15 protein-coding genes are annotated in these 13,553 nt (G+C 38.0%); 8 read left to right on the forward strand and 7 right to left on the reverse strand.

The window, feature by feature from the left end:
- Positions 1–5: 5 nt before the first annotated feature.
- The gene (gene pdxA, locus LK994_RS06290; RefSeq protein ID WP_229762046.1) at positions 6–1,100 is read right to left on the reverse strand and encodes a 4-hydroxythreonine-4-phosphate dehydrogenase PdxA; all 1,095 of its coding nucleotides are present in this window, start codon (positions 1,098–1,100) and stop codon (positions 6–8) included.
- A gap of 89 nt (positions 1,101–1,189) precedes the next feature.
- Between pdxA and rsmA the strand changes: the two genes are divergently transcribed.
- Positions 1,190–1,942 carry a 16S rRNA (adenine(1518)-N(6)/adenine(1519)-N(6))-dimethyltransferase RsmA gene (rsmA, locus tag LK994_RS06295; protein ID WP_229762047.1) on the forward strand — a complete coding sequence of 251 codons (753 nt, stop codon included), beginning with the start codon at positions 1,190–1,192 and terminating at the stop codon, positions 1,940–1,942.
- Here rsmA and LK994_RS06300 read toward each other — a convergent pair.
- Together LK994_RS06300 and LK994_RS06305 are read right to left on the reverse strand one after the other, a co-directional pair.
- Entirely contained in the window at positions 1,939–2,583 is a 645-nt protein-coding gene (locus LK994_RS06300; RefSeq protein WP_229762048.1) for a hypothetical protein, read from the reverse strand. The two genes, rsmA and LK994_RS06300, sit on opposite strands and share 4 nt — an antisense overlap.
- Before the next feature lie 150 nt (positions 2,584–2,733).
- Positions 2,734–4,239, reverse strand: a complete 1,506-nt coding sequence (locus LK994_RS06305; RefSeq protein WP_229762049.1) for a lipopolysaccharide biosynthesis protein — start codon at positions 4,237–4,239, stop codon at positions 2,734–2,736.
- A 112-nt stretch (positions 4,240–4,351) separates the two neighbouring features.
- Here LK994_RS06305 and LK994_RS06310 point away from each other — a divergent pair, with 112 nt between their 5' ends.
- Positions 4,352–4,993 (forward strand): hypothetical protein, encoded by a 642-nt coding sequence (locus tag LK994_RS06310; RefSeq protein WP_229762050.1) that lies wholly within the window; start codon positions 4,352–4,354, stop codon positions 4,991–4,993.
- Between the two features lie 73 nt (positions 4,994–5,066).
- On the opposite strand, the gene arfB is transcribed toward LK994_RS06310, so the two are convergent.
- Positions 5,067–5,459, reverse strand: coding sequence for an alternative ribosome rescue aminoacyl-tRNA hydrolase ArfB (arfB, locus tag LK994_RS06315; RefSeq protein ID WP_229762051.1), 393 nt, complete (start codon positions 5,457–5,459; stop codon positions 5,067–5,069).
- Between the two features lie 114 nt (positions 5,460–5,573).
- Here arfB and LK994_RS06320 point away from each other — a divergent pair, with 114 nt between their 5' ends.
- The 4 genes from LK994_RS06320 to LK994_RS06335 all read left to right on the forward strand — a co-directional run bounded on the left by LK994_RS06320 (position 5,574) and on the right by LK994_RS06335 (position 8,335).
- A complete protein-coding gene (locus LK994_RS06320) occupies positions 5,574–6,332 on the forward strand; it encodes a geranylgeranylglyceryl/heptaprenylglyceryl phosphate synthase (RefSeq protein WP_229762052.1) in 759 nt (252 codons plus the stop codon).
- 179 nt (positions 6,333–6,511) lie between these two features.
- A complete protein-coding gene (locus LK994_RS06325; RefSeq protein WP_229762053.1) occupies positions 6,512–7,183 on the forward strand; it encodes a hypothetical protein in 672 nt (223 codons plus the stop codon).
- Positions 7,184–7,397: 214 nt separating this feature from the next.
- Positions 7,398–7,634 carry a hypothetical protein gene (locus LK994_RS06330; RefSeq protein WP_229762054.1) on the forward strand — a complete coding sequence of 79 codons (237 nt, stop codon included), beginning with the start codon at positions 7,398–7,400 and terminating at the stop codon, positions 7,632–7,634.
- A gap of 269 nt (positions 7,635–7,903) precedes the next feature.
- Positions 7,904–8,335, forward strand: coding sequence for a hypothetical protein (locus LK994_RS06335; protein WP_229762055.1), 432 nt, complete (start codon positions 7,904–7,906; stop codon positions 8,333–8,335).
- A gap of 97 nt (positions 8,336–8,432) precedes the next feature.
- On the opposite strand, the gene LK994_RS06340 is transcribed toward LK994_RS06335, so the two are convergent.
- Both LK994_RS06340 and LK994_RS06345 read right to left on the reverse strand, forming a co-directional pair.
- Entirely contained in the window at positions 8,433–9,161 is a 729-nt protein-coding gene (locus LK994_RS06340; protein ID WP_229762056.1) for a LytR/AlgR family response regulator transcription factor, read from the reverse strand.
- Positions 9,162–9,172: 11 nt separating this feature from the next.
- On the reverse strand, positions 9,173–10,249 hold the full coding sequence (locus tag LK994_RS06345) for a sensor histidine kinase (RefSeq protein WP_229762057.1): 1,077 nt from the start codon (positions 10,247–10,249) through the stop codon (positions 9,173–9,175).
- A 154-nt stretch (positions 10,250–10,403) separates the two neighbouring features.
- Here LK994_RS06345 and LK994_RS06350 point away from each other — a divergent pair, with 154 nt between their 5' ends.
- A complete protein-coding gene (locus LK994_RS06350) occupies positions 10,404–11,699 on the forward strand; it encodes an OmpA family protein (protein WP_229762058.1) in 1,296 nt (431 codons plus the stop codon).
- 53 nt (positions 11,700–11,752) lie between these two features.
- Here LK994_RS06350 and LK994_RS06355 read toward each other — a convergent pair whose 3' ends face one another.
- Positions 11,753–12,400: an NADPH-dependent F420 reductase gene (locus LK994_RS06355; RefSeq protein ID WP_229762059.1), complete on the reverse strand. Its 648-nt coding sequence runs from the start codon at positions 12,398–12,400 to the stop codon at positions 11,753–11,755.
- Between the two features lie 56 nt (positions 12,401–12,456).
- Here LK994_RS06355 and ruvB point away from each other — a divergent pair, with 56 nt between their 5' ends.
- Entirely contained in the window at positions 12,457–13,491 is a 1,035-nt protein-coding gene (gene ruvB / locus LK994_RS06360) for a Holliday junction branch migration DNA helicase RuvB (protein WP_229762060.1), read from the forward strand.
- Positions 13,492–13,553: the final 62 nt, after the last annotated feature.

A 13,553-nucleotide genomic window follows, 5' to 3' on the forward strand; every position in this document is an offset into this window, starting at 1 on the left:
TATGCTTATTCCGGATCTTCAATGATCGCTTCATCAACGGCGTTAGCGATCATCCGCTTACTTATTTTACGTAAAGGATTGGCACGTTGTTCTGCAAATTCTTTTCTTGCATTGATAATATCTACACAAGTATAAATCGCCTGGCGGAAAGAAGCCTCATCAGCCTTATTTTTTCCGGCAATATCAAATGCTACTCCGTGATCAGGTGAGGTGCGTACGCCGCTGATACCTGCTGTAAAGTTCACTCCTTCGCCAATGGCCAATGATTTGAATGGGATCAAACCCTGGTCATGATACATTGCCAATACCGCATCAAATCTTTCGTGATAACCTCTTGCAAAGAATGCATCAGAACTGTAAGGGCCAAAACAAAAAATATCTTTTTGCTTTGCCTCTTTAATAGCTGGTTTAATGATCTCCGCTTCTTCTTTACCAATTAAACTTTCATCGCCTGCATGAGGATTTAAACCCAGTACAGCAATTTTAGGTTTATCTATATTAAAATCTTTTTTCAGAGAATTATTCAACAACGTCAGCTTGCTTAAGATACTTTCTTTAGTGATAAGTGATGCGGCATCTTTTACAGGCACATGTTCTGTAAGTAAGGCTACCCTCATGTTTTCTGCTACCATAAACATGATCACATCATTAGCTCCAAATAGTTTTTTAAAATAAGGAGTGTGTCCTGTAAAATTAAATTCGGCAGATTGTGTGTTCTTTTTATGAATAGGTGCAGTAACCAGGCCGTCAATTTTCCCTTCTTTTAATGCCTGTGCGGCAGTAACCAAACTGATCACAGCATATTTACCACCAATATCATTCAATTGTCCCGGTGTAATGGCCACTTCTTCTTCCCAGCAGTTAAATAAATTGATCTGTTTGTGATTGATTCTGCCGGCATCTTTTGTGCTGGTGAAATTAAAATTCACATCCGGGATACTCTTACGATAAAAATTAAGCACTTTATTATTGGCGAATATCACTGGCGTACATATATCAAGCAAACGTGTATCTGCAACGGTTTTAATGATAAGCTCCAGGCCAATTCCGTTTACATCTCCGCAGGTAATACCAATTACCGGTTTGTTATCATTTTGCATAGTAAAAAAATATAGTGTGTAAAAATACAACATTGTGCAATACATTGTTTGCTGCATTTATGGGGTATTCAGTAATTTCACACCCTATTATGTACAGATTAAAAAAATCACTCGGACAGCATTTTTTAAAAGATGAGGGTATCATTAGCCGGATAGTTGATGTTTTAAAGGAAGATCCTTTCAATAATTTATTGGAGGTTGGTCCTGGTGGCGGAGCACTGACCAGGCATCTTATTAAAATTCCCGATATTGATTTTAAGGCAGTGGAATTAGATGACGAAAAAGTTGAATATCTTAAAAAGGCATTTCCTGCTTTACAGGATAAGATCATTGCACAAAGTTTTTTGGATATTGATGAACCATTCACCGAACCATTTACCGTAATTGGTAATTTCCCCTATAATATTTCTACCCAGATATTATTTAAAGTATTGGACTGGAAAGATAAAGTGCCTATGGTGATAGGGATGTTTCAAAAAGAAGTGGCGGAAAGAGCGGCATCCAAAGAAGGATCGAAAGTGTATGGTGTGCTCAGTGTATTGATACAGGCATTTTACGAAGTGGAATATTTGTTTGATGTCAGCAATAGTTGTTTTAATCCGCCACCAAAAGTGCAGAGTGGTGTGATCCGTTTAAAAAGAAAGACTACCACCTTGCCCGTAAAATCTGACAGGGCTTTTACAGTATTGGTAAAAACAGCATTTAACCAACGGCGCAAAACATTACGAAACGCTGTAAAAAGTTTGTTTACTGCAGAAGCATTGCAGGATGATATTTTTAATAAACGGGCAGAGGCATTGAGTGTGGAAGATTTTGCTGCACTTACTTTTAAGATGAGTTAAAAAGAAAAGTCCAGCACCGAATTGTATCTGTATCCTATATGTGGTTTTATCGAAACACCTATTTTTATGTAGGGACCGATACAAGCCCATCGATGCCCTAAAGAAGGCACATCTTCATCAATCAATAATGATAATACAATGTCGAGTGCGTTGTCATTTCCGTAATCGCAGCACTCTGCATTATAGTCTTGCTTTTGTGTGCAATAACTACTTTGACGCTCATGACCCACATACCCCAATTTGCCCGATGTAGTGGCGTGGCATTCTGCACTGGTATAACATTTTTTATCCGGCATCAATAAATTTACGGGTTCCATCTTTAGTAAAGTGTCCATCAAAGACTCGTAATAACTGGTATTGCTGATCCAACCCCTGTTCGTTTTGTCGGGATATGTTTTTAATACAGTATTGGCAAATTGTACCGGATAATTTCTGACAAGATTGAGAATATAAATGACCTCTCTTTCTGTTTTTGTCATGTAAATGGCTTTGGCAGCGGTATTGCATTTGGCATAAACGGGCTTGTTCCATTCTGATGAATAAATAGCCAGCGGAGAAAGAAGCGTAACGGTTTTTGTGCTTGTTTGTGCTATTGTAATAACGCCGGATAGAAGCAGCGTTGCAAGAAGGGTGTATTTCATAAAAGGAGGTTTGAAACTTCACACAAGCTGTAAATTTTGCCGCAAATTTTTTTGTACAAAAAAGTGAATTGTGAAATGATTAACAGTGATCTTACCACATAGAAACCTTGCCTATGTTTTTATATAGCTATGCGGTTGATGGTGCTTACATTATTTGTTGAAGAATCTTCCAACAACTGGTAATTGTGCAAATTCTTTTCTTTCGATGGTGCTTACAAACCAGATGAAAAGTGATAATAAGAACACAGCAGATATAAGACTGAAAATAGTGCTGCTCCAGAAATGAGTTAATCCGTTGTGTAGAAAAAATAACAGCACTACTATTACGATATAAGCAGTTAGTTTTTTCCAGGCATAAGGTATTCTGTAATGTTTTTGCCCCCAGATAAATGAGATCACCATCATGCTGCCATAACAGAAGAATGTAGCCCAGGCACAAGCCATATAGCTATATCCTGAAATGAATATGTAATTGATCGTAATGGTGATTGCAGCGCCGATCAAGGTGATCCATGCGCCGGCCATTGTTTTGTGCGACAATTTATACCAGATCGATAAATTATAATAGATGCCCAGGAACATATTGGCCAATAGTAAGATGGGCACCACCGCCAATCCTTCCCAGTATTTAGGTCCGATAAAATGTTTCCAAATGGGCATGAACAAACTCACCACTAAAAACATCACTGCAATAATGATCACAAAAAATTTCATTACTCTTGCGTATACACGCTGAGGGTTTTGTCCTTCGGCCTGTTTAAAGAAAAAAGGTTCGGCACCCATTCGGAACGCCTGTATAAAAAGCGTAATTAAAATAGATAATTTGTAACAGGCATTATAGATACCAACTTGTTCTTCTCTGAAAATTGCTTCTCCGGGCAACCACCAGCGCAACATCAGGCGGTCAAAGGTTTCATTGATCATACCACCCATTCCCGCTACGATCAATGGAAGAGAGTATAGCATCATCTGAGCCCACAACTTTGTATTGAATGTAAAACGGATCTGTTTTATTTCGCTGAAAAGTAACAGCAATGTAAAAGCCGATTGTATCACATTGGCCAATACTACATACACGATGGGGTTAGTAGCAGGACTATAAATTTTTGTGACCCAGCTTGCAGGATCTTTTGCCAGTTGATTTGGGCAATAGCTGATAAAGAACCAGGTAAAGAATATATTAAGCAAGATGCCGGAGATCTTGATGAATGCAAATTTCTTCGGTCTGCCATCGGCCCGTAGTTTCGCAAAAGGGATAGTGCTTAACGCATCTAAGGCAATGATGGCAATACTCAGTTGAATGATCTGCGGAAACTCAGATAGCCCTGTTATTTTACCCACCACCGATTGATTCAGCCATAGAATGGCGGTGAAAACGATGGTTGAAAATAACAACGATAACGCAGTGGTATTATAAATGGTTTGCTTGTTCTCATCTTTAGAGGCAAAACGGAAATAAGCCGTTTCAAAACCGTAAGTAAAAATGATATTAAGTATTGGGATAAGCGAATAGATCAATCCCATTTTACCATAATCACTTGTATTTGCTAAAGTATAGGTAAGGTAAGGGGTAAGCAGGTAATTGATGAACCGGGCAGCAATAGAACTGGCTCCATACCACATTGTTTGTCCGGCTAATTTTTTAATGCTACTCAATTATTAACTAATTTTGACCTCAAATTTAACGGCATATTTTAATTTATGCCGATAATTTATCTGAGGACTGCAACCATTTGTTATATTTAATTGTCTTAATAAAAAAATAATCATGAAAAAATTTATTCTCGTTTCACTTTCCCTGCTATTTATCAATGTTTTTACAAAAGCGCAATCAACTGTTGGGTCTGTTGCTTTTGATAAAGTAAATCAATCTGCCGTGATCGGCGAATTTGCTTTTGAAGAAAACACTACAGCAGAAGCAATAAAGGCAAAGTTTAAATCTTTGGGCTACAGTTCTAAAAGCAGCAAGGGCTTTGATGTATACAAAGGTGTTAAGCTGGCTGAGTTGGGTCCCGATACCTATGACCTGTATGTTAAAGTAGATAGAAAAAGTAAAAAAGAAAGAGATCGCTCTGTTGTGTATTTACTCATCACCAAAGGGTACGATAATTTTGCAAGCGAAGCTACCGACGCTACTTTATTTGCCAATGCCAAAACATTTGTAAATAACCTGGTTGTTAATATAGTTGCTACAGATCTTGAAAAGCAAATTGAAGAACAGGAAAACGCAGTAAAAAAAGCAGAAAAAAAATATAATAATGCCGTTGATGACGGAAATAATTTAGAAAAGAAAAAACGTCAACTGGAACAGGATATCATCGATAACCAAAAAGACCAGGCAAATAAAAAGAGTGAAGCGGAGGCTCAACGCCAGATACTGGAAACCCTGAAGGGTAAACGTAAATCGTAAAAAACTATTTGTATAAACCAAAAGCGCAACCGGCAGGTTGCGCTTTTTTATTTCAATAAGAACAGGTTTATTATTATAATTTGATCTTTTTACGGTTTTGCTTTGTTTCTCCTTTTTTCTTTTTACCCAGCAATATTTTTTCTTTTACGGCCCTGGGTACTTTGGTCTTTTTTCTTTTTTTAGGGATGATGAGTGCCTGGGTCACTAACTCATTCATTTTTTTTATTACTTCTTCTTTATTTCCCAATTGGCTCCTTTCTGTCTGGCTTTTGACCAATAAACAGCCATCTGCGTTGATTTTATTGGCTAATTTTTCCTGTAAGCGAAGTTTTTGTTCATCAGTAACCAGGTCAGATGTGTTGATATCCCAATAGCCTTCCACCATGGTCTCTACTTTATTTACATTTTGACCACCTTTTCCGCCGCTTCTAGCCGTTTTAAATTTTATTTCTACCGAGATATCCATTATCAAATTTAGTATTATTCATCATTTCATTGCATTAAAAGCCATAGGTTTAGTATCTTTAATTTTAATAAAAGCAAAAAAATCTACATTTTTGCAGGTAACGAAAAAGTATTGATGATAAAAGGTATACATAATTCATTAGTTGAGCGTAAAAGATCAGGTAAAAAGTCATTTGCTGTATTGATTGACCCCGATAAGGTGAACAACAGCAATATGGAGCAATTGATCGATTTGTCCGTATCAGCCAAAGTAGATTACTTCCTTGTGGGAGGAAGTTTGGTTATCTCCAATTATCTGGATGAATGTCTGCAATTGATCAAACGTAGTTGCAATATCCCCACTGTATTATTTCCCGGAAGCCCATCGCAGGTGAGCAAATATGCCGATGCATTGTTGTACCTGTCTCTTATCAGCGGACGCAACCCTGAATTATTGATTGGTCAGCATGTGGTATCAGCGCCTTATGTAAAGCAAAGCGGACTGGAAATTATGCCTACCGGCTATATGGTAGTAGATGGTGGCGCACCCACCACTGTTTCTTATATCAGCAATGCCAGCCCATTGCCGGCAGATAAAAACGAAATAGCGATGTGTACAGCCATGGCCGGCGAAATGCTGGGCATGAAATTAATTTATATGGATGCCGGCAGCGGCGCCAAACGTGCTATCCCCGAAAGCATGATAGAAAAAGTTGCACAATCCATCGATGTGCCTTTAATAATAGGAGGTGGCATTGTAGAACCCGAAAAAGCTTACCTCAACTGCAAGGCCGGTGCCGATGTGATCGTTGTAGGTAACGCCATCGAAAAAAATGCATCTCTCATAAAAGAAATGGCTGCTGCAGTACATAGTGTACCCGTAAACGTGGGGTAATTTTTTTTGCTTGCCCCGATTATTTCGGGGTTACCAGCTTCAGTTTTTCATGGCATCATCGTTGCGTCGCAATCCTTTCATCGGAAGAATTACTATTTAACTTTTTCCTAAGCGTATTATTCCTATGCTACAATAACTGTCGTATATATTTGTATTGAGCAAAATTTAAATCAGGCTATATGAATATTGAAAAGTATTACAAACTTATTTTTAGTACAGTAATATTTTCGATTACTATAATAAATTTAAATGCACAATCTCCTTCGCTGTTCAATTATTATCGATATCATTATTCTGACAGTCCTCGTATTGTCTATGCTGGAAAAGTAGTTGGAATTAATGCGGTTCAGTACGATTCAATGTATAGAGATCAATATGATTCTATGTATTGGAAATTTTTATCACCAATAACAAAAAGTAATAACCCTATTGAAATAAGATTGAGAACAGGGTCAATCTATTCAAGGAGTCCCTATACTTGTACAATTCTGTACGTTGATAGTTCTTTTAAAATAAAACGATTTTTACAAAATGGAACTGAATTAAGTATAAATCTTAAAGCAGATGTTGTTTATGATAAACTTATAAAAAATGCCATTTTTAGTTTAGAACAATTTCAAGTATCGAATTTCCTTAGTGACACAGCAACACTTTATTCTTCCACAGGCTGGCAAAAGGAACATTTTACTGAGCTATTCGGTGGTCATCAAACAGAATATCTCTTGGAGTATAAAGTTGGAAATCTCTACAACAGAATTTCAATAAACTTAATATATTATTTAAAATTTCCGGATAACCAACTACTAAGAAGGTATGATGAGATAGCGGAAGCATTAACGGAGGGTCTATAAAAACTTTCGCCCTGTCGGAGTTTTCACAGCCTATCCTTTCAATAGTGTTATTCTATCCGTGAACCCCCCGCTGGGACAATTTTGTTACATTTGATATATGAAATTGATACTATTCAGCTGCTTACTTTTGTTTTCTCTGCTATCATTCTCAAGTTATAAAAAGGGGAAAGAGTATCAATTTGAATGTAATAAGTTTATAGAAATATCAACAAAAATGCCTGTTAGTTTAAATGACAAACTTGTAGGCAGAATTACAAGGTTATCATACGACTCAACAAAAAAAATATGTTTTGGTGTGATAAAGTTTAATGCAGGGTTTAATGTTTATTCAAATATGCAGTTTGTTATTAAGAATTGGCAGGCATCATCTCCCGAAATAATTATCGAAACAGATAAGACAAAAAATGTTCATTTACTAGATCATAAAAAGGATACTATTGTAATTAATTAGCACCGTCGTTAGTCGCCTTTCCCCCCGTCGGGGTTTTTACAGCCATCCTTTCAATAGTATTATTCTATCCTTGCCCCTCCGCTGGGACAAAGAAAACATCAGATAATAACCCGTCTTCGACAAGCTCAGACTGACAGTATAAGTATGGTGAGGTTGAAAGTATTTTATTTAATAAGCTACTTTGTATTTTGGATAGCTGCTCTAACAAAATTTACAACTGTCAGTCTGAGCTTGTCGAAGACGGCCCATTTATCATTTAACCAGGCGGTATGATACCGGTACCTTGCCGGAACTTCCGGGAAGCTTCCGGTATCGTACCGAAAGGCTGCCGGAAATCCGGGGAAGCTTCCGGTATTGTACCGAAAGGCTGCCGGAAACCCGGGGAAGCTTTCGGGAACACCCGACGGCTTGCCGGAAACTCAGGGAGACTTTCGGGAACACCCGAAAGCTTGCCGGAAACCCAGGGAGGTTTTCGGGTAAAAAATGAGTTTTTCCCCCATTTTTGGTCAAAAAAAGCTGTTTTTAATGCTAAAATCGTCGATTTTCAGGCTATTCCGCCTTTGAATAAGGGGAAGCTGACAGAGGTTGAAATAAGATTTCTGCCTATTGCAGAACCGTTGTTGCCGTTGTTGGAAATTTTTCGCCGTAGTTGGCAGACTGTTCAACTACGGCAAAGACCAGCAGCAAAAAATACACTATAATAAAAGTTCCCTAATGGAATGCCGATAAAAAGATTCCGCCCTCAGCAAATCACCAAATATCCAAATCATCAAATCTCCAAATCCCCAAATCTCCAAATCAAAGACTCATCATCTCCTTAAACTTCACCGCCTGCCTGCGACTAACTTCTACTTTTTCTCCACCCTGTATATCCAGTAATAAGCCACCATTAAAATAAGGTTCTATCTTTTCGATCATCCGCATGTTTACAATGTGCTTGCGGTTGGCACGAAAGAATATTTTTTCATCCAGTCTTTCTTCCAATGCATTCAGCGATTTTAAGATGAGCGGTTTGTTGCCGGCAAAAAACACTTTAGCATAATTGCCCACGCTTTCGAATAAACGCACTTCAGACAATTTCACAAACCAGCAACGTTCACCATCTTTTACAAACACCTGATCGTTTTCACTCAGCATACCACGACCAAAAGCCTGTTGAGCAGCCAGCTCTTTTTCATCTGCCAGCTGTACTTTTTGCAACGCATCTGCCAGGCGTTTAGGTTCAATCGGTTTCATCAGGTAATCCAATGCATTCACTTCAAACGCTTTTAATGCATAATCATCATACGCAGTAGTAAAGATCACATGTGGTGCTTTGTCAAGCTCCTGCAACATGTCAAAGCCGGTCTTGCCAGGCATCTGTATATCTAAAAAAATAATATCAGGGTTTAATGCATCAATTTTTTCAATGCCTTCTGTAGCATTGGCAGCTTCATCAATTACTTCCACATCCGGAAAATCCTGTAATAATTTTCTTAACTCATTTCTTGCCAATCTTTCATCATCAATAATAATTGCTTTTTGCATACTATAAATTTTTACAAATTATTTAATGGCATAATAATCCTGGATTCTACCATATCGTTGCCTAAGTTTTTAATATCAAAAGTGGCTTTGCCCTGGTATAAAAGATTTAATCTGTCCTGTGTGCTGCGTACACCAAATCCATCGCCGTTTGTAAAGCCGTTCAGTTGTCCGGAGTTTTGCACCACCAGTTCGTGATGGCCATCCACAAAGTCGGAGATCACTTTAATACTACCTCCATTTATTTTTTTGCTGATGCCATGTTTAATAGCATTTTCAACCAGTGTTTGTAACATCATTGGCGGCACAGGCAATTCCCATGTACTTTCATTGATATCTATTTCAACGGTCAGTCTTTCTTCAAAACGCATTTTCTCCAATGCCAGGTAATCTTTTACGATATTCATTTCTCTTACCAATGGAACGGTTTCCAGTTGTTCTGCATGCATACTGCTGCGTAAGATATTGCTCAGCTCTGTAATAGCAGTTCTGGCACGGTTAGGGTTTTCATCTACCAGTGCACGGATGCTATTTAGTGCGTTAAAAATAAAATGAGGGTTGATATGAGATTTGATCGTTTTAAGTTCCAGCTCTTTTACAAGCGATTGTAATTTTAATGTATCTACCTGTTGTTTTCGGTTACGCTCTACATAGTGATAGGTATAATAAATGAGGTTCCAGATAAAGAAGATAAAAAAGCTGTTAATAGAACTTCGTATGATCTCATTCAATGCAGAGATCTTCGGATCAAGGTATCCGCTTAAGTTCAGCATCTTTTCAATAGCAACATCCAGGCTGGCATAAGCAATTGAAAAAATGATGGTAACAATAATGAAAGAAATGATCTGCCTTTTGATCGGTTTTTCTAAAAACTCACTTTTCTTGATGATTGTCCTCATCAGGTGGGTGAATAATAATCCCAGTGCAATACTGATGAATATCAGAAAATAAAATTGCTCGATCTTTTTTACAGAAAGTTTTTCATAAAAAAATATGGTAATGGCGGCATATAAGCCCCATCCTGCCAACTGGCAAAGCCAATATGTGGATAAGCGTTTCATCATCGTATACAAATTTACATTCCGTGCCATTAAATTAAGCATTTGCTAATGATTAGTGGCGAAATGATGTGGTGAAAGGTGCTTTGGTGTAAAAAGAATTTTTCTGGTGTGCAACCCTTAAGCCCGATATTTTATCTTAATGATTTGATAAAACCTATTAGCAAACAATCAAACAAGTTAAAAAATGTCATTGAATTTATTAGATTCTTCTAAAGGGCTAATTACCAGGGAATTGATAGCGAAAGCCAGCTTTTTTTTAGGAGAAAACCAAAGCAATGTATCAAAAGCGATCGGAGGGATATTGCCTTCAATCGTTGCTGGTATGGTTGACAAGGGAGCCACAGCGGAAGGAGTGAGTACAATTGTCGATCTGGCCCATTCTGCAAGTAGATCAGGTTTTTTGGAAGATCTGGGTAGCGTATACGTAAGTGATAAAGGTAGCATCATATTAAATAAAGGGGCAGCGATAGTGCCTGCCTTATTTGGAGAAAATAAAACAGGAGCACTAGCTGGGCTGATTTCAAAATTTTCAGGTATTAAACCTGCTTCTGCAGCGTCTTTACTAAGCCTTGCTACCCCCATTTTATTAAGTGTATTAGGTAGATATGCGTCATCAAATAATTTAAATAATGCAGGGGTAGCGTTATTGTTGGCAGAACAAAAAAATAGTGTTTTGAAAGCAATGCCGGGAGAACTGGATCCGAGTAACATATTTAATATTTTCAGCGGCAAAATGCGGTTTGTTCCAAATTCGATTGCTTCAACCGCCACTGCATCTACTGAGGAAATAACCGGGGGAGTATTTAAACGATCATTGTCTTTATTGATAATGGTAATTGGTGCGGCTGCTGTATTTTATTTTTTTTGTAATGGTTGTAGTGAAATTGATACCTTAATAGATGGACGGGATTCTCTGAATGCGATCATTGCAAATTCGTATGGAGATAATAATGCAGAAGTTGAGGATTTGGGTAAAGTAGATCCTTTAACAGGAGATTGGTTGTATAATTCTGGAAGTAATATAGTGATCGATCTGCCAAACAATGCCGGCAAATTGATAGTAGGGGAAAATTCTACAGAAAATAAATTGTATCAATTTTTATCCGGTAACGAACAATTGGATACAGTAAAAGGCAATTGGTTTGAATGTACGAACCTGCATTTTAAAACAGGAGGCGCAGTACTTGATTCAACTTCAATGACCCAACTAAAAAATATGGTAGCTATTACCAGGGCTTTTCCAAAAGCTGAATTTAAGTTTGGAGGATATACAGATAATACCGGTGATTCAGCAGCAAATGTTATACTTTCTCAAAAAAGAGCCGAAGCGGTAGTTGACCAGTTAAAAAAATCAGGTGCGGCTGCTGCTTCTATTGCAGGAGCAAAAGGATATGGTCCTCAGTGGCCTTTGGCAGACAATGCAACTCCGGAAGGCAGAGCACAAAACAGAAGGGTTGCAGTAAATGTGAAAGCAAAATAATTTTTTTATGTTTTGATGGTGATAAAAAGGCCCCATTTTATATGGGGCCCTTTTTATTTTTTCAACAATTTAAAAGCATGCGACCATTGGTTATTGATAAAACCGGGGATGCACCATAAAATACATAACGGCTCAATAGCTCTTGCAGCTTCCGCTTTGCCCATGTCTTCTGTTTCCCAACCAAACGAATGCAGTATTTCTGTAACAGTTTTTTTTGCCTCATCATTATACCCACAAATGAACATGGTAGGCGTAATGCCGCCAAAATCAGGTTTATACATAAACGCATTCCCTACACTATTAAATGCTTTAACAACATTTGCATTTGGAATAAGTTGTTGAATTCTTTCCATCAGTGATTCATTCATCGAAGTGAAATATTGTAAAACACCATTCACCGGAGGGGCTGCTGCTATCGGGTTGGTAGTATCAATAACAGTTTTTCCTTTAAAGTTTTCTATTCCGGCTAATTTAATGGCGGCTTCTGTAACCAAACCACCAGTTGCAATAATAATGAGGTCTCCAAATATTGCTGTCTCCGAAAATGTACCCGTAAGTCCACCGGAATTTTCTTCTTTCCATTTCACTACTTCTTCTTTAGCAATATCCCTGGTACCAAGCATTACCTGATGCCCTTCTTTTAATAATCCGGTAGCCAGCACTCGTCCAACGATCCCGGATCCTATGATTCCTACTTGCATAAATTATTTATTTAGTGATTAATGTTTAGTTTTACAAAGTAGATAAAAAATTGTTCATGGCCAATCCCAATTTGAATACAGAAGGAGAATCTTTAAGTGCTGCCGATAAGGAGTTTGAGAATAATATACGGCCAGGCGAAATGGCTGATTTTACAGGCCAGACGCAAACCATTGAAAATCTGAAAGTTTTTATTAAAGCGGCTAAAATAAGAGGCGAAGCATTGGATCATATTTTGTTTCATGGCCCTCCGGGTTTGGGAAAAACCACACTGAGCAGAATTATTGCCAACGAATTGGGCGTAAGCATCAAAGAAACAAGTGGTCCGGTAATAGAGAAGCCCGGAGATCTGGCAGGCTTATTAACTAACCTCGAACCTAATGATGTATTATTCATTGATGAGATACATCGATTGAGTAATGTGGTGGAAGAATATTTATATGCTGCCATGGAAGATTTCAGGATCGATATTATGATCGATAGTGGTCCTAACGCAAGGAGTGTACAAATCAATTTGAATCCTTTTACATTGGTTGGTGCCACTACAAGAAGCGGTTTGTTGACGGCGCCATTGCTTTCTCGTTTTGGGATCAAATCAAGATTAGAATATTACAATGCAGAAACGCTGCAGAAGATCATTCTTCGTTCTGCAGGAATATTAAATACAAGTATTACCAACGAAGCCGCAAAAGAAATTGCCGGTCGTAGCAGGGGTACACCACGTATAGCAAATGGTTTATTAAGAAGAGTAAGAGACTTTGCCCAGGTGCTGAATGATGGTGCAATTGATATTGGTATCACACAACATTCTTTAAAAGCATTGAATGTAGATGAGCATGGGTTGGATGATATGGACAACAGGATATTAGCCACTATTATTGATAAATTCAAAGGCGGACCGGTTGGTATCACTACCATAGCTACTGCAGTAGGTGAAGAAGCCGGAACATTGGAAGAAGTGTATGAGCCATTCTTAATACAGGAAGGATTTTTACAACGCACCGCAAGAGGAAGAGAGGCTACAGAAAAAGCATACAGGCATTTGGGCAGAGTGATGCCTAAATTTGGCGGACCGGGGGAGTTGTTTTCATAAAAATATACACGCTGATTTGACTGATAAAAGCAGATGCCGCTGATATTATCAGCGGCATCTGT

Source organism: Ferruginibacter lapsinanis (genome assembly GCF_020783315.1).
Classification (GTDB): Bacteria; Bacteroidota; Bacteroidia; order Chitinophagales; family Chitinophagaceae; genus Ferruginibacter; species Ferruginibacter lapsinanis.

Excerpts from the sequence above, each read along its gene's own strand:
- pdxA (WP_229762046.1), bottom strand. The coding sequence starts at position 1,100 with ATGCAAAATGATAACAAACCGGTAATTGGTATTACCTGCGGAGATGTA.
- rsmA (WP_229762047.1), top strand. The coding sequence starts at position 1,190 with ATGTACAGATTAAAAAAATCACTCGGACAGCATTTTTTAAAAGATGAG.
- LK994_RS06300 (WP_229762048.1), bottom strand. The coding sequence starts at position 2,583 with ATGAAATACACCCTTCTTGCAACGCTGCTTCTATCCGGCGTTATTACA.
- LK994_RS06310 (WP_229762050.1), top strand. The coding sequence starts at position 4,352 with ATGAAAAAATTTATTCTCGTTTCACTTTCCCTGCTATTTATCAATGTT.
- arfB (WP_229762051.1), bottom strand. The coding sequence starts at position 5,459 with ATGGATATCTCGGTAGAAATAAAATTTAAAACGGCTAGAAGCGGCGGA.
- LK994_RS06320 (WP_229762052.1), top strand. The coding sequence starts at position 5,574 with ATGATAAAAGGTATACATAATTCATTAGTTGAGCGTAAAAGATCAGGT.
- LK994_RS06325 (WP_229762053.1), top strand. The coding sequence starts at position 6,512 with ATGAATATTGAAAAGTATTACAAACTTATTTTTAGTACAGTAATATTT.
- LK994_RS06330 (WP_229762054.1), top strand. The coding sequence starts at position 7,398 with ATGCCTGTTAGTTTAAATGACAAACTTGTAGGCAGAATTACAAGGTTA.
- LK994_RS06335 (WP_229762055.1), top strand. The coding sequence starts at position 7,904 with ATGATACCGGTACCTTGCCGGAACTTCCGGGAAGCTTCCGGTATCGTA.
- LK994_RS06340 (WP_229762056.1), bottom strand. The coding sequence starts at position 9,161 with ATGCAAAAAGCAATTATTATTGATGATGAAAGATTGGCAAGAAATGAG.
- LK994_RS06345 (WP_229762057.1), bottom strand. The coding sequence starts at position 10,249 with ATGGCACGGAATGTAAATTTGTATACGATGATGAAACGCTTATCCACA.
- LK994_RS06350 (WP_229762058.1), top strand. The coding sequence starts at position 10,404 with ATGTCATTGAATTTATTAGATTCTTCTAAAGGGCTAATTACCAGGGAA.
- LK994_RS06355 (WP_229762059.1), bottom strand. The coding sequence starts at position 12,400 with ATGCAAGTAGGAATCATAGGATCCGGGATCGTTGGACGAGTGCTGGCT.
- ruvB (WP_229762060.1), top strand. The coding sequence starts at position 12,457 with ATGGCCAATCCCAATTTGAATACAGAAGGAGAATCTTTAAGTGCTGCC.